Below are 19319 nucleotides of genomic sequence, written 5' to 3'. Positions count from 1 at the left end.
CGCCGCCGGGCCGCCGCCTGCGGACGCAGGCGGGGCGGGGCGGGCCGGTCCCGTCACCGTCACACCCGGAGGGCGCGACAGGTAATGCTGACCGATCCGAAGATCAGATCGGGCGGATGTTCTCCGCCTGCGGGCCCTTCTGGCCCTGGGTCACCTCGAACTCGACCCGCTGGTTCTCGTCCAGGCTCCGGTAGCCGGAGGACTGGATCGCCGAGAAGTGGGCGAAGACGTCAGCGCCGCCGCCGTCCGGGGTGATGAAGCCGAAGCCCTTGTCAGCGTTGAACCACTTCACGGTGCCAATAGCCATGTGTTTCGTCTCCTTGACGGAACGTCGGACACACACTTGTTGTGTGCCCGAAGAGGAGCGCTCCGCGCGGGGATGCGCGAATCGCCTGTCGCTTCTGGTCGCCCCGCCCGGAGAACTCCGGACACAACAAAGAGCGCCTGGGGCCACAATTCCCGCCAGGCGCACACAGAGTCTCTGGTAACCAAAACTGCAACCCGGATAAGCTACCACAGCTTCCCCCGTCATGGTCAAGCTTGGGCGGAATCTTCGGGCAACTGGGCGATCAAGGCTGTGAGGCCAGTCACATCGAGCAGGTCGGCGGGCCGGACGGTCACCCCGTGCCGGACGTAGTGGAACGCCGCGCCCACCCGGTCGACCGGCACGCCGGCCAGCTCCGCCCAGGCCAGCCGGTACACGGCCAGCTGCACGGCGGCCACCTCGGCGGCCGGCCCGGTGGGCTGCGCCCCGGTCTTCCAGTCGACCACGTCGAACCGGCCACCCGGCCGGGCGAAGACCGCGTCCATCCGGCCCCGCACCACCACTCCGGCGATCACCGTGGCGAACGGCACCTCCACCTCCACCGGCGACCGGTCGGCCCACTCGCTGGCCAGGAAGCGCTCCTGAAGCTCGACCAGAGCCTCGTCGGGTGCGGCGTCGGCGTCAGCCGCGCCCGGCAGCTCGTCCAGGTCCAGCAGGCGGTCGGCGCCGAAGCGCTGCTCCAACCAGGCGTGGAAGGCGGTACCCCGGCGGGCGTACGGGTTGGGCTCGGTCGGCACCGGGCGACGCAGCGTACGGGCCAGCGCCGCCGGATCGCGCCGCAGCGCGACCAGCTGGGTGACGCTCAGCGCCCCGGGCAGAGCCACCTCGACCGCACCGGAGAGCCGGGTCAGCTCGGCGCGCTCCGCCAACAACAGGTCCGCCTCGCGCTGCCAGCGCGCCACCTCCGGATCCACCTCGGGCTCGACCGGCTCGACCGGCTCGGCTTCGGACCCGATCGGCGTTCCCGACCCGGCGAGCACCGGCCCGGGGAGCACCGGCCCGGGGAGCACCGGCCCGGGGAGCGCCGCCGCCGGGCCGTCGGTCATCAGGCGGCGCACCAGCCCGGCCGCCTCGGCCAGCGCGGGTCGGCGGCCACCCAGCGGGTCGGCCGGCCACTCCGCGCGCAGCACCACCTCGGCCGTCGGGTTCGTGGCGTCCGGGGTGGGCTCCGGCGCCCACGCGTCGACCAGGTGCCCCGGGCCGCCGTCCAGGCAGGCGTCGTACACCTCGCGCAGGAAGACCGACGGACCTCGCGGCCGCTTCGTGCCCTCCCCCCACCAGTACCCGGAGCACAGCAGCAGCCGACGCGGGCGAGTGACCGCCACATACGTCAGGCGGCGCTCCTCCCGCTCGTCGTGGGCCCGCCAGGCGTCGGTGAAGTCGGCCACCGCCCGGGCCACCGCCCGCTGGTCGGCCGCCTCGTCGAGCGCCAGCTCGGGCAACCCGTCGGCGTCGCCGCGCAGCGGGAACGGCAGCACACCGAGCCCGCCCAGCCAGTGGTCGGAGTTGCGCACCGGCCCGGGCCACGACCCACGGCACAGCCCGGCCACCGCCACCACGTCCCACTCCAGACCCTTCGCGGCGTGCGCGGTGACCACCTGCACCGCGCCCTCCACGACCTCGACCTCGCCCGGGGCGAGACCGCGCTCCTCGTCCTCGGCGGCGGCCAGGTAGGACAGGAAGCCGGACAGCGTCGCGCCGGGCGTCTCTCCGCTGAAACGGGCCGCCACGTCACCCAGGGCGTCCAGGTGCCCCCGGGCCAGGCCGGCGTCGCCGGCGCCGTCGCGGCCGGCGCGCACCGCGACCTCCACGTCCAGGCCGATGGTCCGCTCGATGTCCGCGATCAGATCCGGCAGGGCCTGGTCCAGGCGGTAGCGCAACAGCGCCAACTCCATGCCGTACGCCCGCAGCCGCGCGAACCCCTCCGCCGAGTACGCCTGCGCCGGGCCGAGGTCGGCCAGCGCCTCCACCAGGGTCGCCTCGTCCAGCAGGTCGGGGGTGATGTCCGAGGTGTCGTCGGCGGCCACCTGGCGTCGGGCGTTGGCGATGGCCCGGGCCCGCCGGTGCAGCGCCACCAGGTCACGCGGCCCGATCCGCCAGCGGGCGCCGGTGAGCAGCCGCAGCAGCGCGGCCCCGTCGGTCGGGTCGGCCAGCACGCGCAGGGTGCACACCACGTCGCGGACCTCGGGAGTGTCCAGCAGACCGCCGAGGCCCACCACCTCCACCGGCAGGCCGCGCTCGCGCAACGCCGACTCGATCGCCGGGATCTGGCTGCGGACCCGGACCAGCACAGCGGTCGTCGGCCGCTGCGCCACCGGGATGTGCTCCGGCGCCGCGCCGGGCATCCGGGCCGCGCCGCGCCAGGCGGCGAGCACACTGTCGGCGATCCACGCCGCCTCGTCGGCGTACGTGGGCAGCAGCGCGCAGTGCACCGTGCCACCGGCCGCCCCGCCGGGGCTGCGGTGCGGAATCGGGTCGCGGACGGTCAGCGCGGAACGCAGCTCCGGCACCCGGGCGCCGGCCGCGCGCAACGGCGTGGACAGGGCGTTCGCCACCCGGAGGATCTCCGGACGGTTACGCCAGCTGGTGGTGAGCCCGAGCGCCGGGGCCGGCTGACCGTCGGCGCGGGCGAACTCAGTGGGGAACCGGTCGAGGGTGCCCGCGCTGGCGCCCCGCCAGCCGTAGATGGACTGGCACGGGTCACCCACCGCCGTCACCGGGTGCCCGCCACCGAACAGCGCGTTGAGCAGCACCACCTGCGCGTGGCTCGTGTCCTGGTACTCGTCGAGCAGCACCACCCGGAAACGGTCCCGCTCGATCTCGCCAACCCCGGGGTGATCCCGGGCCACCCGCGCCGCCCGGGCGAGCTGGTCGGCGAAGTCCATCGCCTCGAAGTCCAGCTTGCGCCGGGCGTACGCCCGCACCAGCGGCAGCAGGCGCAGCCGGGTCTGTTGCAGGGCGAGCGCCTTGCGCACGTCGGCGTACACCCGGCCCGGCCGCGACTGCACCTCGGCGAAGAACCGGCCGGTCCAGGCGGCCAGTTGGTCCGGTGCGACCAGGTGCTCGTCCAGCTCGCCGGCGAGCGCCAGCACCGCGTCGGTGATGGTGCTCGGCATCCGGTCCACCTCGGACATGTCACCGTCATAGTTGCGCACCAGCAGGTCGACCAACTGCCACCGGGACGCCTCGGTGAGCAGTCGGGTGGACGGCTCGTAGCCGGCCCGCAGACCGTGCTCGGTGACGATCCGCCCGGCGTACGAGTGGTAGGTGGAGACGGTGGGCTCACCGGCGAGCGGGTCGTCCAGCGGGTCGCGACCCTGCCGGCCGAGGCGGCGGATCAACTGGTCGAGCCGGGTGCGGACCCGGTGGGCCAGCTCACCGGCCGCCTTACGGGTGAAGGTCAGCCCGAGGATCTGCTCCGGGCGCACGTACGAGTTGGCCACCAGCCAGACCACCCGTGCGGCCATCGTCTCGGTCTTGCCGGACCCGGCCCCCGCCACCACCAGCAGCGGCTCCACCGGAGCGGCGATGATCGCGGCCTGTTCCCGGGTGGGCGCCGGCAGCCGCAGCAGTTTGGCCAGCTCCACCGGGGTGTACCGGGGCCCGGAGTCCGCCAGCCGGGGCGTCGGCGCGGGGCCCGCGCCGAACAGGGTGGGCTGGGTCATGGGTTCTCCGGACGTCGGACGGTCGGCGGCTCGACCACCTGGCGCCCCTGCCCGGAGACCGGGCAGCTGGTGCGCACCGGGCAGACCCGGCACTTCGAGTTGGCCACCGCGGCGAACGTGGCGGCTGCCATCGTATCGGCGGTCCGCCGGACCAGCGCCGTCGCCCAGCCGGCCGCCGGGCCCTCGCCCGCCGCCGGCTGATTCTGCTCCCGGGCATCCTTCGCGGACGTACCGAGCTGCACCAGCGCCGCGCCGCCGGACTCGTCGCCGAACTCGGCGAACGCGCCCGCCTCCACCGCCGCCTGGTACGCGCCGAGCTGCGGGTGCTCGGCCAGTTCGGAGCCGGTCACCGCGGTCGACTTGCCGGTCTTGAGGTCGATAACCACCAGCCGGCCGGCCTCGTCGACCTCCAGCCGGTCGACCCGCCCGGTCAGGTCGACCGGTCGCTGCGGATCGTCCAGGCGGACCGCGAACTCGTGTTCGATGGCGAGCAGCCGGCGCGGGTTGGTGGCCAGCCAGCGCAGCAGCTTGTCGACCATCGCCTCGGCGCGCTCCCGCTCGGGGCCGGCCATCCATCGGGCGGCCAACTCGATCGCGTCGAACCGGGCGGCCACGTAGTCGAGCAGGGCGCCCCGGTCGGCGCTGGCGTCCTCGGCGAGCATCGCGGCGGCGTGCACCAGATTGCCCACCCCCTGCGCGGTGCTGGTCGGACCGCTGCCGCCGTGCCGTTCCAGGAGCCAGCGCAGGCTGCACCGCAGCGCGCTCTCCATCGCCGACGGGGTGACCCGCACCGGCGCCCCCTCGTCGACCAGCGGCCGGTCGTCGGAGAGCGCCCGCAGCCCCCACCAGTCGTCCGGGTGCGCGCCGGGCACACCCGCGGCGGCGAGCCGCGCCAGCTCGGCCGCCGCGGCGCGCCGCCGGGCCGCCGGTGCGGCCGGGTCGGTGATGGCGGTACGCAGTTCGGCGACCAGCGCCGGCAGGGTGAGCGCCCGGGGCGGCCGGGTGACCGGCAGCGCGCCGGGCTGGTCCGGCTCGTCGTCGTCCGCGCCCTCAGCGCCGTCGTTCCCGGCCGCCGGGGCTGCCACCCGAGCTGGTTCGCCGTTGCCGACCACGCCGCCACCGGTCCCGCCGCCGGTCGCGCCGTCACCGGTCACGCCGCCGGTCGCGCCGCCACCGGTCACGCCGCCGGTCGCGCCGCCACCTGTCACGGCCTCGGCGGAGGGGGTGTCGTCCGGTGAACCGGCGGCGGGGCCGCCGCTCGGGGGGCCGGTGCGCGGGCCGGGCGTGCTCGGCGGCACGGGCGGCGGGCCGGGCGTGCTCGGCGGCGCGGGCGGCGGGCCGGGCGTGCTCGGCGGCGTGCTCGGGCCCAGTTCGTGCAGGAAGCGGCTGGGCTGCTCCTCGTGGTCGTCGCCGCCGACCGCCGCCGACGCCACGGCGCTGACCAGCAGACGGTGGCGGGCACGGCTGATGGCGACGTGGAAGAGCCGGCGCTCCTCGTCCAGCAGCGCCGAGGTCTGGCCCACCACGGTCGCCGCCCGGGCGCCGCCAACAGACCGGCCGGCCAGCACGTCGACCAGCCGTTCGGAGCCGAGCAGGCTGCCGCGCAGGCGCAGGTCCGGCCAGATGCCCTCCTGCACGCCGGCGATAGCGACCAGGTCCCACTCCAGGCCCTTTGCGGCGTGCGCGGTGAGCAGTCGTACCGCCGCGCCCCGGTCGGCGGTCGGCGCGATGGTGTCCGCCGGCAGGTCCTGGGCGAGCACGTGGTCGAGGAAGACCTCGGTGCGGGCGCCGGGCAGCCGGTCGGTGAAGCGGGCCGCCGCGTCGAAGAGCACCAGCACGGCGTCCAGGTCCCGGTCGGCAGCTTCGGCTCGCCGGCGTCGGGCCAGGTCGCCCTCGCCGGCCGCCGGCCGCCCCTGGGCGATCGCGCCGGCCCAGCGCTCGGCCAGCCCGCTGGCGTCCCAGACCTCCCAGAGCACGGTCTCGGCGGTCGCGCCGGGTTGGGCCGCGGCGTCCCGGGCGGTGGCGAGCAGCCCGGCCACCGCCTGCGCCGGCTCCGCCCACCGTCGGTCGATGCCGGCCAGGTCCGTCGGATCGCGCAGCGCCTCGACGATCAGCTCCCCGGACGGACGGCGGTCGCCCCCGGCCAGCGCCAGGGCGCGCAGGCCCTGACGCAGCCGTCGTTCGGCCAGCGGGTCCGCCCCGCCCAGCGGCGAGTGCAGCAGCGCGACGGCCGCCTCCTCGTCCAGCCGGTCCGGTTCCAGTGCGCAGCGCAGCAGGAGCAGCAGCGGCACCACCGCGGGTTGCAGGTGCAGGGGCAGGTCCTCGCCGTGCACCACGGTCGGGACGCCGGCGGCGTGCAGAGCGCGTTGCAGGGTGGGCAACTGCAACGCCGTCGATCGCACCAGCACCGCCATCCGCGACCACGGGACGCCGTCGAGCAGGTGCGCGGCGCGCAGCGCGTGGGCCAGCCAGGCGGCCTCGCTGGTCGCCGACCGGAACGTGTGCACCTCGACCACACCGGCCGGGGCGTCCGGCAGTGGGCGCAGCCGGCGGTGCGCCATCGGACCGCGCAGCCGGCGGCCCAGTCGGGCCATCGCGGCGAGCAGGACCGGGCCGGCCCGGTACGACGTGCTCAGCAGCACCTGCGCGGCCGGTGCGCCGGAGGCCGTCCGGAAACGGTGCCCGAACGTGGTCACGCCGGCCGGGTCCGCACCGCGGAAGGCGTACGTGGAGGAGTCGGGGTCGGCGAACGCGACGAGCGACTTGCCCCCTCCGGCGATGACCGAGAGCAGTTCGTGCTGGGCGGGGTCGGTGTCGGCCAGTTCGTCGACGTACACGTGGGCGAGGCGGCGGCGCTCGGCGGCCAGCAGCTCCTCGTCGTCGCGCAGCAGACCGGTGGCGGCCCGGACCAGCTCGGCCGGGTCGTACGCGATCGAGCCCCGGTTGCTGACGTCGCGCAGCGCGAGCACCGCGACGTACTCCCGCAGGAAGCGGGCGGCGGCCGGCCAGTCGGCGCGGCCGAGCTTCTCGCCCAGCCGGGCCAGGTCGACCGGACCCACCCCGCGCTCGGCGGCGCGCATGAGCAGGTCGCGCAACTGACCGGCGAAGGCCCGGGTCCGCAGTGCCGGGCGCAGGTCGGTGGGCCAGCCGACCGGGTCGTCCTCGGGCTCCTCGCCCACCACGTCCAGCAGCTCGCGGATGATCAGATCCTGCTCGGGGCCGGTGAGTAGCCGGGGCGACGGCTCGCCACGTTCGGCGGCGGCCCGGCGCAGCAGCCCGAAGGCGTACGCCGGGAAGGTGCGCACCAGCGGCTCGCGCAGCACGCGGTAGCCGTCCTGTGCGACCCGGGCCTCGATGCGCTGGCGCAGCGTGGTGGCGCCGCGGCGACCGAAGGTCAGCACCAGGATCCGCTCGGGATCGACCCCCTCGGCGACCCGGGCGGCGACCGCCTCGACGAGGGTGCTGGTCTTGCCGGTGCCGGGACCGCCGAGCACCAGCATCGGCCCGTCGGTGTGCGCGACGACCTCCTGCTGGACGGGATCGACACGCCAGCGGAGGCTCGCCGGCCCGGGTGTGCCGGCGGCCTCGACCTCACCGGCGACCGCACCGTCGCCACTCGGCACGGCGACGCCGCCGTCCGACGCGTCCCCGTCCCCCCGCGCCGGCCCCCCGGGCCGCCGCACCAACCGGTACGCCTGCATCCCCAAATCCCATCACCCCCCTACGACACCAACCCCACCCCACCCGCGCCGGTCATGGAGGTGGCGGCACGACACGCCGACGGCCCTGCCGCCACCCTCATGACCGACCGGGTGGGACCCGGAGTCAGGGTAGGTGGGACTCCAGTGCTTTTAGGGCTTCGGGGACCGTGGCGACCACGGTCAGCAGGTTGCGCCCGGCGGGTTTGAGGAAGTGTTGGTCGGTGAGGGTGGTGAGCCAGTCGAGCAGGGGCCGGTAGAAGCCGTCGGTGTCGATCAGCACCATCGGCTTGGTGTGCAGGGCGAGGGTGGCGGTGGTCCAGACCTCGAACAGCTCATCCAGTGTGCCCAGGCCGCCCGGCAGGGCGAGGAACGCGTCCGACCTGTCGATCATCAGGGTCTTGCGGTCGGCCATCGAGTCGGTCACCAGCAGCTCGTCCGAGGCCAGGTCGGCGACCTCCAGATCGACGAGCGCCTGCGGGATGACGCCCACGGTGTACCCGCCGGCGGCCCGCGCGCCGTCGGCCACCGCGCCCATCATGCCGACGCAACCACCGCCGCTGACCAGCGTGTGCCCGCGCCGGGCCAGCTCCGCGCCGGTCTCCGTGGCGAGGTCGAGCCAGCGTTGGTCCAGGGTGCGGGACGAGGCGCAGAAGACGCAGACCGCCGCCATCAGCCCTCCCGAGGCCGGTCGGGGGCCTGCTCGGCGGCGGCCTGCTGGTCGGCGCCGGTACGCGCCACCGCCTCGTCGCGGACCGCCTCCTGCTCGACCGAGAGCGCCGCCTCGGCCTCGACGATGTGGCGGACGGCCGCGTTGACGTCGTCGGTGAGGCAGATCAGATCCAGGTCGACCGGGCCGATCTTGCCGCTGGCGGCCATCGTGTCGCGCAGCCAGTCGAGCAGCCCCTGCCAGTAGGCGACCCCCATCAGCACGACCGGGAACCGGGTGACCTTGCCGGTCTGCACCAGGGTGAGCGCCTCGAACAGCTCGTCCATGGTGCCGAACCCGCCGGGGAGCACCACGAACGCCTGCGCGTACTTGACGAACATGGTCTTGCGGGCGAAGAAGTAGCGGAAGTCGATGGCCAGGTCGACCCAGTCGTTGATGCCCTGCTCGAACGGCAGCTCGATGCCGAGCCCGACGGAGAGCCCGCCGGCCTCGGTGGCGCCCCGGTTGGCGGCCTCCATCACTCCCGGGCCACCCCCGGTGATCACCGCGTAACCGGCCCGCGCGAGCGCGCCGCCCATCTCCTCGGCCAGCCGGCACTCGGCCGTGTCCGGGCCGCTGCGGGCCGAACCGAAGACGCTGACCGCCGGCGGCAGGTCGGCGAGGGTGTCGAAGCCCTCGACGAACTCGGAGAGGATGCGCAGTGCCCGCCAGGCGTCCCTGGTCTTCCAGTCTTCGCGCCCGCGCGAGTCCAGCAGCCGCTGGTCGGCGGTGCTGCTCGGGATCGCCCCCCGGCGCAGCGTGACGGCGCCCCGGTGCCGCTCCTGCCCCGGGCCGCGGCCGGCCTCCCGCCCGTTGTTCTGGCTCATGAAGCAACCGTAGTGGAGCCGCACACGCCGGGTGTGCGGGGCGCGGACGCCGAGAAATAGTTCGCGATCATGGGCAACTATTTGGCTTCCCCGTACGTCTTACTATTCACATACCGGGTATGCCCGGGCGCGCGCCTTCGGGGGAGGAGACAGCGTGATCAGCAACAGCGAGATGATCCGGATCCGTCGACTGATGCAGCGACGGATCCACGACGTGGTGGCCGAGCGCCGCCGCGCCCGTGACCTCGACCCCGCCCTGTCGCCCGCCGCCACCGGATCCGGAGCCGATCAAGAGGTTCGCGCCGCCGACAACGGGCCAGGCTGACGCGAACCTCTTGATCGCCGGAAACAGGGCCGACCGGCCAGCCCGGAACGGGCCCGACCAGGTCAGGCCGGGGCGAGCCAGCGGTGCAGCGTCGCCGCGCCGTCACGGATCTTGCTGATCTCGACGTGCTCGTCGGGGTGGTGGGCGAGGTTCGGGTCGCCCGGGCCGAAGTTCAGCGCGGGGATCCCCATGGCCGCGAACCGGGCCACGTCCGTCCAGCCCAGCTTGCCGATCGGCGCGGCGCCGACCGCGGCCAGGAACTCCTTCGCCGGGGCCGCCTCCAGCCCCGGGGCGGCACCCGCAGCGGTGTCGGTCACCCGCACCTCGAAGCCGGCGAACACCTCACGCAGGTGCGCCTCCGCCTCGGCGGGGGTGCGGTCCGGGGCGAACCGGTAGTTGACCTCGATCTCGCAGTGGTCCGGGACCACGTTGCCGGCCACGCCACCGTTGATCCGTACCGCGTTCATGCCCTCGCGGTAGTCGCAGCCGTCGATGGTGACCCGGCGTGCCTCGTACGTCTGGAGACGGCGCAGCACCTCACCGGCAGCGTGGATCGCGTTCACGCCGTGCCAGGAGCGCGCCGAGTGGGCGCGGACGCCGGTCGTGGTGACCACCGACCGCATGGTGCCCTGGCAGCCCGCCTCGACGATGCCGTACGTCGGCTCCAGCAGCACCGCGAAGTCCGCCTCCAGCCACTCCGGGAACGCCTGCGCGACGAGGTTGAGCCCGTTGTAGCGCGACTCGATCTCCTCGGCCTCGTAGAAGAGGTACGTCACGTCGTAGCGCGGGTCGGGCAGCGTCACGGCCAGGTGCAGGGCGTACGCGACGCCGGACTTCATGTCGGAGGTTCCGCAGCCGTACATCAGGTCGCCGCGCATGGTCGACGGGAAGTTGTTGTTCAGCGGCACGGTGTCCAGGTGACCGGCGAGCACGACGCGCTGCGACCGGCCGAGGTCGGTGCGGGCCATCACGGTGTTGCCGTGTCGGTGCGTGGACAGGTGCGGTACGCCCCGCAGCACCTCCTCGACGAAGTCGGCGATCGCCTTCTCGTTGAGGGACACGGACTCTATGTCGACCAGTACGCGGGTCAGCTGCACCGGATCGGCGAGGACCTCGGGGGTCAGCGGGTTCTGCATGGATCGCACGGTACCTTCAGGTCTGTCAGCGCGAGGAGCGAGCCGAGGCCGGCCTGGCCGCGACCGAGAGGTGCAACAGTGACGTCCGCAGATTCCGCCTGGGGCATCGGCCTGGCCACCGTCACCGCCGACGGGCAGGTGCTCGACACCTGGTATCCGACCGGCAAGCTGGGCCTGGGTGAGCTGCCGCTGGTCGCCGGCGAGGGCGAGTCGGACGTGCTGGACCTGCCGCCGGGCGCGCTGGGCGACCGGTCGCTGCCCGGTCTGCGTACCGTCCAGGTGGTCACCGTGATCGGCTCGCTGGACGACCCGATCAAGGACGCCTCCGACGCGTACCTCCGGTTGCACCTGCTCTCCCACCGCCTGGTGCGGCCCAACCAGATCAACCTCGACGGCATCTTCGGCAAGCTCGCCAACGTGGCCTGGACGTCCGCCGGGCCGTGCCCGCCGGAGCGGGTGGACGAGCTGCGGGTGATCGAGCGGGCGGCGGGTCGCCACCTGTCGGTGTACGGGGTGGACAAGTTCCCCCGGATGACCGACTACGTGGTGCCCTCCGGTGTGCGGATCGCCGACGCGGACCGGGTCCGGCTCGGCGCCCACCTGGCCGCCGGCACCACAGTGATGCACGAGGGCTTCGTCAACTTCAACGCCGGCACCGCGGGCACCTCGATGGTCGAGGGGCGGATCGTGCAGGGCGTGCTGGTCGGCGACGGCTCCGACATCGGCGGTGGCGCCTCGATCATGGGCACCCTCTCCGGTGGCGGCACCGAGAAGGTCAGCATCGGCGAGCGCAGCCTGGTCGGCGCGAACGCCGGCGTCGGGATCTCGCTCGGCGACGACTGCGTGGTCGAGGCCGGCTGCTACATCACCGCCGCGTCGAAGATCACCCTCCCGGACGGCCGCGTGGTCAAGGCCCGGGAGCTGTCCGGCGTCGACGGCCTGCTGTTCTGGCGCAACTCGGTGACGGGCGCGCTGGAGGCCCGCCCGCGCACCGGCCGGGGCATCGAACTGAACGCCGCCCTGCACGCCAACGACTGACGGCCCCGCCGGGTCCGCGGCGCTCGACCGCGGACCCGACGGGGGTACGCCTCAGCGCAACCGGTACGCCTGGATGATCCGTTCGGTCACCGTGTTGCCGGCGGCGTCCCGAGCGGTGGCCCGCAGGGACACGTGGCCGGGTGCCGCCGGATGCCGGACGGTGGCCGTCCAGCCGTGGCCGCCGTGCCGGACCCGGGCGGGTCGCCAGGTCCGACCGCCGTCGTAGGAGACGTCCACCCGCAGCCCGGTCACGCGCGATCCGGGGGCACCGGGCTGTGGCTGCACCTGCACCGGGATGACCAGGCTCCGGCCGGCCGCGGCGGCGTTGTTCCGGTCCAGCGCAGGCGTGAACCGGATCGCCGACACCGGCAGTGGCCGGTAGTCGTCGCCGGGCACGTGCCCGGACCGGAACGTCCACGCCGCCCCGACCTCGGTGCTCAGGTCGGTGAAGCTGCGCTTCGTCGACACCTCCAGCCGGTAGTCCGCGACGCCGGGCGGCACCGTGAACTGGCCGTACCCCGGCTCGGTCAGCTCGTCGACCAGGACGCCGTTGCGGTACAGGGCGGTTCGGCCGGCGTCCGTGATCGACCGGCCGGCGTGGCCGTCGGCGTCGCCGTGCAGCGGGAGGTTCACCAGGATCTCGTCACCGAGGCGGGTGACGCCCTGGCCCGGCCAGCGCGGCGCGGGGAAGGACGGCCCGTACGGCGCGCTGTTCCAGGTCTCCCTGACGTGCCGGCCCGCCCGGTACGCCTTCGGTTCGGCCTCCAGCACCGCCTTGGTGTCGAGCCACCCCTCCTCCGTGGGCACGCCGAACGTCAGCTCGGAGGACCAGCGCAGCCCGTTGGTGTTGTAGTGCTCGACGCGGTGCCCGGGCACCGCAGTGGGCAGGACCGTCGCCCAGCCGCCCAGGTCCGGTTCGAGGCGCGGGAAGACCACCCGCTCGGAGACCATGCCGGGATAGCCGCCCCGGAACTCGTGGGTGACCGTGGCCAGGTCCCGAGGGCGGTAGGTCTTGTCGAAGCCGGCCGGCATGCGGCCGGGGAACTTCTCGCTGAGCGCGTACAGGTAGGGGCTGCTGGCCACCTCCGGCTTGCGCCACTGGCTGCTCACCGTGCCGAAGAACCGTGCGCCGGAGACCACCCGACCGAGGTGCCCGGTGGCCAGCCCGGTGAAGTCCAACCCGAGCAGACCGAAGCCGTACGAGCCGCCGTCCTCGGTGATGAAGTTCGCGCCGATGTCCACCAGATCCGGGACGGCAGTCCGCTCCGGGATGGTCGTCCGCACCGGCCGTGCCCTGCGGGCGTCGACGGTGACGCTGGTGTCACCGTCGAACACCAGCTCCGGCTGGACCAGTTGGGCCGTGCCGACGTCCCCGCTGAAGACGATGCTGGCCACCGCGTAGCGGCCCTTGGGCACGCGGACCTCGACGGTGCCGTCCGGGTCGTACAGGTCGCGGCTGTCGAGGGTGTCCAGCCGGATCAGCGTGGTGATGAACCCCTCGGCGGGCGCGCCGCTGTCGTCGAGGTGCCGGACGGTGAGCTGATAGCTCTCCACCTCCCGGTTCACCGCGACCGGGGTGACCGCCACCGCGGTGCCGGAGCGGGCCACGATGCGGCCGGTCCAGTAGCCGTCCGTGCCGATCCGGGTGTCCACGGTGACCGTGGTGCCCGCGGTGCCGCCGGCGGGCACGGTGACCTGACCCGCCCCGAGGGAGAACATGCCGGCCGGAGCCGGTTGGCCGTCCGGGCCGGTCACCTCCAGGGTCAGGTCAAGGGTGAGTGGGGCCGGGCCGTCGTTGTGCCAGTCGACCTGCCGGGCGACCGGGGTGTCGTCGTCGTGCGGCCAGGCCGGCTGACCGAAGGAGACGCTGACCGGGGTGCTGGTCACCCGCTGGGTGATCGCGCGGGCCACGTCGACCCGGCCGGCTCCCTGCTGAAAGGCGGTCTGCTCCGGGTGCGGCTTCGCCGAGGCCATCAGGGTCGCCTTGAGCTGGGCCGCCGCCCAACCCGTGTGCTGCTGGGCGAGCAGCGCCACCGCGCCGGTGACGTGCGGCGCGGCCATCGAGGTGCCGGAGAGCGCGAGATATCCCTCCCCCACCGGCTCGCCGATCTGCGCGCCCTTGGCACGGGCGGCGACGATGTCGACCCCCGGGGCGGTCAGGTCCGGCTTCAGCCCGCCGTCACCCACGCGGGGGCCACGGCTGGAGAAGTCGGCCAGCGCGTCGTCGCGGTCCACCGCGCCGACGGTGAGCGCCGCTTCGGCGCTGCCCGGCGAGCCGACCGAGCCGTCCGTGCCGTCGTTGCCGGCGGAGAGGACGAAGAGCGCGCCGGTCTGCGCGGTCAGCGACTCGACCGCCGCCTCCAACGGGTCGACGTCGGGTGTGTCGGTGCCGCCCAGGCTCATGTTGATCACGTCGGCCTGCTGGTCGACGGCCGCCCACTGCATCCCGGCCAGGATCGCCGAGTCCATGCAGCCCTGCTCCTCGCAGACCTTGCCGTTGAGCAGCGTGGCGTCCGGGGCGACACCGTGGTACTTGCCACCGGAGGCGGCGCCACTGCCCGCGATGATCGAGGCGACGTGCGTGCCGTGGCCGACCGTGTCGTCGGTGTCGGCGGCCTCGGTGAAGTTCCGTGCCTCGGCGATCCGACCGCTCAGGTCGGGGTGGCTGGCGTCGATCCCGGTGTCCAGCACCGCCACGCGGACACCCCGGCCGGTGAAGCCGGCCGCGTAGGCGGCCGGGGCACCGATCTGCGGCACGCTGTGGTCGAGGGTGACCTGCCGACGACCGTCGAGCCAGATCCGGTCGGCACCCCCCGCCGTGCCGACCCGGGCACCGGCGCCGGTGAGCGCCGCCCAGACCGTGGTGGCCTGCTGCTTGTCGGCGGTCGCGGCGAACCCGCCGATGGCCGGCAACTCCGCCGTGACAGTCAGGCCGATGGGCGCCGCGACGCGTTTCCGGGCGCCCGCGTCGGCGGCGACCAGCACCGGCAGATCGTTCCGGCGCGCGTCGTCGTAGCCGGCGGCGATCAGCCCGGTCACGTCGAACAACCGCCGGTCGACCCGGCCGGCACGAACCAGGGGCAGGGCGTCCTGCGGCAGCACCGTGAGGTGGCCACGGTCGCGGGTGGTGACGAACCGCTGGTGCGTACGCCCCGGACCGGGGCGCACGGAGGCGGACCCGGAGTCGGTGACGCTGACCCGGTCTCCGGTGAGCAGGGTGACGGTGGTCGTGGACGCGGCGCGCGGGGCGGCGCCGATGGTGGCGCTGGTGGTGGCGCTGGTGGCCGTGGTGGTGCTGGCGGGTGGTTGGGCCGCGGCGATCACCGGAGTGCCCAGCACGAGGGCTGCGGCGGCGATGGCGGCGATCGTTCTGCTGCGTCGATGCAACGGATCCTCCTTGATGGAGCGTGGTAACCAGAAGAGACGCATTGACCATCGCCAGTATTACATACCGAGTATGCATAAAAGAGGGCTAAAATATAACGGACCTGCCAACTGATGGCAGGTCAGCGGGGCATCATCGACCGGGTGACCTCCATGAAGGACAAGATGCTCGCGGGTGAGCCCTACCTCGCCGACGATCCCGAGCTCATCGCCGACCTGGACCGGGCCGCCCGGTTGATGGAACGCTTCAACACCAGCCTCGCGGCGGATCCGGCGGCGCGGCTCGCGGTGCTGCGCGACCTGCTCGGCGAGCTGGGCGACGGCACCTGGATCCGTCCACCGTTCTACTGCGACTACGGCTGGCAGATCCGGATCGGGCCCCGCAGCTTCGTCAACTACAACGCGGTCTTCCTCGACGTCGCGGCGATCACCATCGGCGCGGACGTCCAGGTCGGACCGAACGTGCAGCTCCTCACGCCGACCCACCCGGTGGAACCCTGCCCGCGCCGCGACAAGTGGGAGGCCGCCAAACCGATCACCATCGGCGACAATGTGTGGCTCGGCGGCGGCGCGATCGTGCTCGCGGGAGTGACGATCGGCGCGAACACCGTCGTCGGCGCGGGAGCGGTGGTGACCCGCGACCTACCCGCCAACGTGGTCGCGGTCGGCAACCCGGCCCGACCCGTCCGCGAACTCGACTAGGAGAACAGCGTGGGCACGATCCCGCTCGACGGCGGCATCGTTACCCGGCTCAACCGCATCCCGAAGTACGTCCCCTCGCGAGGCCGACCCGGATCTGGGCTGACGGAATCGCTCAGGCCACCGGCAGGTCGGGCAGGCGGATCACCAGGTCGGCCCGGTCGGCCGTGGGGGTGACGCGGGCCGCGTTGGCCTCGTCGCTGCCCAACGCCCAGGCCCGTGCCTGCTCCGGTGACCGCCCGTACGCCTCGTGTCGAGCGGTCAACCGGCGCTGGCGCAGCTCGACGTCCAGATCGAGGAACCACACCTCGTGCAGCAGCGTCCGGACCTCCTGCCACGGGAAGTCCGGCACCAGCAGGTAGTTGCCCTCGGTGACCACCAGGCGGACCGACGGCGGCACCTCGATCGCCCCGGCCACCGGCTCCTCGATCTCACGGCGGAACTCCGGCGCGTAGACCGAGGTCGGCTCCAGCCGGCGCAACCGGCGCAGCAGTGAGACGTACCCGTTGGCGTCGAAGGTGTCGATCGCGCCCTTGCGGTCGGCGCGGCCCAACCGGACCAGCTGCGACTGGGCCAGGTGGAAGCCGTCCATCGGCACCAGCCGGGCGCTCGGCCCGACCTCGGCGACGATCCGCTCGGCCAGGGTGGACTTGCCGGCGCCGGGCGCCCCGGTGATGCCGAGCAGTTGCCGCGGGCCGGCGTCGGCCAGTGACCGCGCCCGCGCCACCAGCTCCTCGACGGCCAGCACCCGGGCCGATGGCATCAGCTCAGCACCGGATCGCTGATCGTGAACCGGGCCTGCACCGCCGCCTGCACGGTCTGCGGCCGCGGGTCCAGCTCCAGCTCGGGCGCCCCACCGCCGGCGCCGCCCCCGACGTCGAAGGCCGCGCGGGCGAACATCGGCCGGTCCCCCGGACCGGCGTCGGCCAGCTCGATCAGCGCGGTGACGCGGGCGCCGAGGGCCTCGGCGTACTCCCGGGCGCGCAGCAGTGCGTCGCCGATCGCGGCGTGCCGCGCCTCGCGGTGCGCGGGGCTGTCCGGGCGCAGCTCCCACCAGGGGCCGGCCACCTCGACCTGGTCCTGGTCGGCCAGCCGGAGCATCAGCTCACCCAGAGCGGTGAAATCGGTGACGGTGACCGTCGTGGTGACGCTGCCGAGCCAGCCCACGACGCGCTCACCCGAGCGCTTGGTCTGCGGCCGGACCCACAGGTCGCCGGCCTCCCGTCGGGCCACCGCCGGCTCGGCGCCGTCCAGCAGCACCCGGACGGCGGCGGCCCGCTCGGCGAGCTGCGTCAGCGTCGCCTCCCGATCCCGACCGCGGGCCGTCACGGTGACCGCGAACCGCGCCAACTCGGGCGGCACCTCCCGGGTCGCCTCGCCGCGCACCTGCACAACCGGGCCGTCCGTCGCCATGCCTGCCAGCCTAGTCAGCCACCGGCAGCCACGCCGGGTAGGAGACGACGTCCGGGCCGATCCGGCATCCCGTCAGGTGGCCACCGGCGTCGCCCAGCCCGCGCAGCCAGGCCACCTCGACGGCATGGTCGCCGTCGGCGGGGAACTCGCGGTCCGCCGGCGCGAACCGGCGGCCCCGCAACGCCGACCGCGCCGCGCCGGCCTGCGCGTACCCGGCGGCGAGCGCCGACGCGTCGCCAGCACGCAGCGCGCCGGCCAACTCGTCCAGCAGCACCCGAACCTCGTCCAGCTCGTGCAGGACCCGTTCGCGGTTGCCGAGCAGCATGTTCGCCGTCCGCTCGGCAGGTGTGCCGGCGACCCGGGTGCCGTCGGAGAAGCTGCCCGCGGCCAGCGCCAGCACGGCGTCGCGCAGCGGCGACCGCTGCACCGCCCCGGCCAACGCGCCGGCCAACAGGTGCGGCACGTGCGACGCGAGCGCGGCCACCGAGTCGTGCGCCGGCGCGGACATCGGCACCACCCGGGCACCGAACAGCTCCACCAGCAGCCCGGTCAGCCAGCGGAAGGCGACAGTCGCGACACCCGTCGCCGGGCAGAGCACCCAGGCGGCACCGGTGAGCAGCGTCGGGGAGGCCGCCGTCAGGCCGGCGGACTCCGCGCCCGCCATCGGGTGCCCGGGTACGAAACGGTCGGTGAGCCCCAGCCCGTCGGCGGCCGCAGCCACCTCGACCTTGGTGCTGCCGACGTCGGTCAGCACACAACCCGGCGCGGTCAGGTCGGCCACCTGGGCCAGAGTCCGGGGCAGGGTGGGCAGCGGACCGCAGAGGAAGACCACGTCCCGGCCGACGACGGCCTGCTCGATCGTGGCCGGCGCCGACACGCCGCGCGAGCGGGCCTGTTCCCGCGTCACCGGGTCGGGATCCCAGCCGGTCACGTCGAGGCCGGCGTCGGCGAGGCGCAGCAGCAGCGAACCACCGATCAGGCCGGTGCCGAGCACTGCCGCCCGGACGTTGGCGTACCGTCCGGTGCCGCCGTCGGTCATCGCCGGCCGCCCGGGGTCAGGCCCGCAGCCGGCCGGCGACCGCTGCGACGTGCTCGTCGGACTCGGTCAGCGCCACCCGGACGTACCGCTGCGCGGAGGGGCCGTAGAAGACACCGGCCGCGACCAGGATGCCGCGCCGGGCCAGCCAGTCGACCGTCTGCCAGCAGTCCTCGTCGCGGGTGAGCCAGAGGTAGAGGCCCGCCTCCGAGTGCTCGACCGTGAAGCCGGCGCCGGTGAACGCGGCGGTCAGCACCTCGCGCCGGGCGCGGTAGCGCTCCCGCTGCTCGGCGGCGTGCCGCTCGTCCTGAAGGGCGGCCACCATCGCGGCCTGCACCGGCGCGGGCACGATCATGCCGGCGTGCTTGCGGACCTTCAACAGCTCGGCGACGAGAGCCGGATCGCCGGCCACGAACCCGGCCCGGTAGCCGGCGAGGTTGGACCGCTTGGAGAGCGAGTGCACGGCGAGCACTCCGGTGTAGTCGCCGCCGCAGACCTGCGGGGACAGCACCGAGACCGGCTCGGCCGACCAGCCCAACGGCAGGTAGCACTCGTCGCTGGCGACCACCGCGCCGCGTTCCCGGGCCCAGTCGACGACCTTGCGCAGGTGCGCCGCGGGCAGCACCCGCCCGGTCGGGTTACCGGGCGAGTTGACCCACACCAGCCGGACGCGCGAGGTCGGCCCGACCGCGGTGAGCGAGTCGGCGCGGACCACGGTGGCGCCGGCCAGCCGGGCCCCGTCCTCGTAGGTGGGGTACGCGATCGACGGCACGACCACCACGTCGCCGGGGCCGATGCCGAGCAGGGTGGGCAGCCAGGCGACCAGCTCCTTGGAGCCGATGGTCGGCAGGACGCCGAGACCGTCGACGCCAGCTCCACAGGCCCGGGCGACCCACGCCGCGATCGCGTCGCGCAGGGCCGGGGTGCCGGCGGTCAGCGGGTAACCCGGGGCGTCGGACGCGTCCGCCAACGCCTGACGGATCACCGCCGGAACCGGGTCGACCGGCGTGCCCATGGAGAGGTTGATCAGGCCCTCCGGATGCGCCGCGGCCAGCGTGGCCGCG

The 19319-nt window shown here is 74.2% G+C and carries 14 protein-coding genes; 3 read left to right on the top strand and 11 right to left on the bottom strand.

The genetic code is table 11. The annotated features are described in order from the left end of the window. Window positions 1-103: 103 nt before the first annotated feature. The 5 genes from AB0J68_RS08435 to AB0J68_RS08415 all read right to left on the bottom strand — a co-directional run bounded on the left by AB0J68_RS08435 (window position 104) and on the right by AB0J68_RS08415 (window position 9224). Window positions 104-307, bottom strand: coding sequence for a cold-shock protein (locus AB0J68_RS08435; RefSeq protein ID WP_101369720.1), 204 nt, complete (start codon window positions 305-307; stop codon window positions 104-106). A gap of 227 nt (window positions 308-534) precedes the next feature. Then, window positions 535-3990, bottom strand: coding sequence for an ATP-dependent DNA helicase (locus tag AB0J68_RS08430; RefSeq protein ID WP_363937170.1), 3456 nt, complete (start codon window positions 3988-3990; stop codon window positions 535-537). Beyond that, a complete protein-coding gene (locus tag AB0J68_RS08425; protein WP_363937169.1) occupies window positions 3987-7691 on the bottom strand; it encodes an ATP-dependent DNA helicase in 3705 nt (1234 codons plus the stop codon). Before AB0J68_RS08425 ends, AB0J68_RS08430 begins: the two co-directional genes overlap by 4 nt. Window positions 7692-7815: 124 nt before the next feature. Then, window positions 7816-8361, bottom strand: a complete 546-nt coding sequence (locus AB0J68_RS08420; RefSeq protein WP_354861502.1) for a TIGR00730 family Rossman fold protein — start codon at window positions 8359-8361, stop codon at window positions 7816-7818. Continuing rightward, window positions 8361-9224 carry a TIGR00730 family Rossman fold protein gene (locus AB0J68_RS08415; protein WP_354861504.1) on the bottom strand — a complete coding sequence of 288 codons (864 nt, stop codon included), beginning with the start codon at window positions 9222-9224 and terminating at the stop codon, window positions 8361-8363. The genes AB0J68_RS08420 and AB0J68_RS08415 overlap by 1 nt, the downstream gene beginning before the upstream one ends. A gap of 154 nt (window positions 9225-9378) precedes the next feature. On the opposite strand from AB0J68_RS08415, the gene AB0J68_RS08410 reads away from it, so the two are divergent. Then, window positions 9379-9549 carry a hypothetical protein gene (locus AB0J68_RS08410; RefSeq protein WP_354861505.1) on the top strand — a complete coding sequence of 57 codons (171 nt, stop codon included), beginning with the start codon at window positions 9379-9381 and terminating at the stop codon, window positions 9547-9549. A 62-nt stretch (window positions 9550-9611) separates the two neighbouring features. On the opposite strand, the gene dapE is transcribed toward AB0J68_RS08410, so the two are convergent. After that, window positions 9612-10685, bottom strand: a complete 1074-nt coding sequence (gene dapE, locus AB0J68_RS08405; protein ID WP_354861507.1) for a succinyl-diaminopimelate desuccinylase — start codon at window positions 10683-10685, stop codon at window positions 9612-9614. Window positions 10686-10763: 78 nt separating this feature from the next. On the opposite strand from dapE, the gene dapD reads away from it, so the two are divergent. Further along, entirely contained in the window at window positions 10764-11723 is a 960-nt protein-coding gene (dapD, locus tag AB0J68_RS08400; protein WP_355138138.1) for a 2,3,4,5-tetrahydropyridine-2,6-dicarboxylate N-succinyltransferase, read from the top strand. Between the two features lie 51 nt (window positions 11724-11774). Here dapD and AB0J68_RS08395 read toward each other — a convergent pair whose 3' ends face one another. After that, window positions 11775-15110, bottom strand: a complete 3336-nt coding sequence (locus tag AB0J68_RS08395) for a S8 family serine peptidase (RefSeq protein ID WP_363937163.1) — start codon at window positions 15108-15110, stop codon at window positions 11775-11777. A gap of 111 nt (window positions 15111-15221) precedes the next feature. Here AB0J68_RS08395 and AB0J68_RS08390 point away from each other — a divergent pair, with 111 nt between their 5' ends. Beyond that, entirely contained in the window at window positions 15222-15809 is a 588-nt protein-coding gene (locus AB0J68_RS08390; protein ID WP_363937161.1) for a sugar O-acetyltransferase, read from the top strand. A 112-nt stretch (window positions 15810-15921) separates the two neighbouring features. On the opposite strand, the gene AB0J68_RS08385 is transcribed toward AB0J68_RS08390, so the two are convergent. The 4 genes from AB0J68_RS08385 to dapC form a co-directional block, all read right to left on the bottom strand. Further along, window positions 15922-16569 carry a nucleoside/nucleotide kinase family protein gene (locus AB0J68_RS08385; RefSeq protein WP_363937158.1) on the bottom strand — a complete coding sequence of 216 codons (648 nt, stop codon included), beginning with the start codon at window positions 16567-16569 and terminating at the stop codon, window positions 15922-15924. Continuing rightward, window positions 16569-17219, bottom strand: a complete 651-nt coding sequence (locus AB0J68_RS08380) for an SIMPL domain-containing protein (RefSeq protein WP_363937156.1) — start codon at window positions 17217-17219, stop codon at window positions 16569-16571. Before AB0J68_RS08380 ends, AB0J68_RS08385 begins: the two co-directional genes overlap by 1 nt. 10 nt (window positions 17220-17229) lie before the next feature. Beyond that, window positions 17230-18258 (bottom strand): prephenate dehydrogenase/arogenate dehydrogenase family protein, encoded by a 1029-nt coding sequence (locus tag AB0J68_RS08375; RefSeq protein WP_363937154.1) that lies wholly within the window; start codon window positions 18256-18258, stop codon window positions 17230-17232. Window positions 18259-18274: 16 nt separating this feature from the next. Beyond that, window positions 18275-19319 (bottom strand): succinyldiaminopimelate transaminase (gene dapC / locus AB0J68_RS08370; RefSeq protein ID WP_354861517.1); only part of this gene is annotated, 1045 nt, incomplete at its 5' end.

The sequence above is a fragment of the Micromonospora sp. NPDC049580 genome (assembly GCF_040675595.1).
Classification (GTDB): domain Bacteria; phylum Actinomycetota; class Actinomycetes; order Mycobacteriales; family Micromonosporaceae; genus Micromonospora.
The sequence above is the reverse complement of the archived record's forward strand: the minus strand, read 5'-3'. Positions and strand labels throughout refer to the sequence as shown.

Excerpts from the sequence above, each read along its gene's own strand:
- AB0J68_RS08435 (WP_101369720.1), bottom strand. The coding sequence starts at position 307 with ATGGCTATTGGCACCGTGAAGTGGTTCAACGCTGACAAGGGCTTCGGC.
- AB0J68_RS08430 (WP_363937170.1), bottom strand. The coding sequence starts at position 3,990 with ATGACCCAGCCCACCCTGTTCGGCGCGGGCCCCGCGCCGACGCCCCGG.
- AB0J68_RS08425 (WP_363937169.1), bottom strand. The coding sequence starts at position 7,691 with ATGCAGGCGTACCGGTTGGTGCGGCGGCCCGGGGGGCCGGCGCGGGGG.
- AB0J68_RS08420 (WP_354861502.1), bottom strand. The coding sequence starts at position 8,361 with ATGGCGGCGGTCTGCGTCTTCTGCGCCTCGTCCCGCACCCTGGACCAA.
- AB0J68_RS08415 (WP_354861504.1), bottom strand. The coding sequence starts at position 9,224 with ATGAGCCAGAACAACGGGCGGGAGGCCGGCCGCGGCCCGGGGCAGGAG.
- dapE (WP_354861507.1), bottom strand. The coding sequence starts at position 10,685 with ATGCAGAACCCGCTGACCCCCGAGGTCCTCGCCGATCCGGTGCAGCTG.
- AB0J68_RS08390 (WP_363937161.1), top strand. The coding sequence starts at position 15,222 with ATGGCAGGTCAGCGGGGCATCATCGACCGGGTGACCTCCATGAAGGAC.
- AB0J68_RS08385 (WP_363937158.1), bottom strand. The coding sequence starts at position 16,569 with ATGCCATCGGCCCGGGTGCTGGCCGTCGAGGAGCTGGTGGCGCGGGCG.
- AB0J68_RS08380 (WP_363937156.1), bottom strand. The coding sequence starts at position 17,219 with ATGGCGACGGACGGCCCGGTTGTGCAGGTGCGCGGCGAGGCGACCCGG.
- AB0J68_RS08375 (WP_363937154.1), bottom strand. The coding sequence starts at position 18,258 with ATGACCGACGGCGGCACCGGACGGTACGCCAACGTCCGGGCGGCAGTG.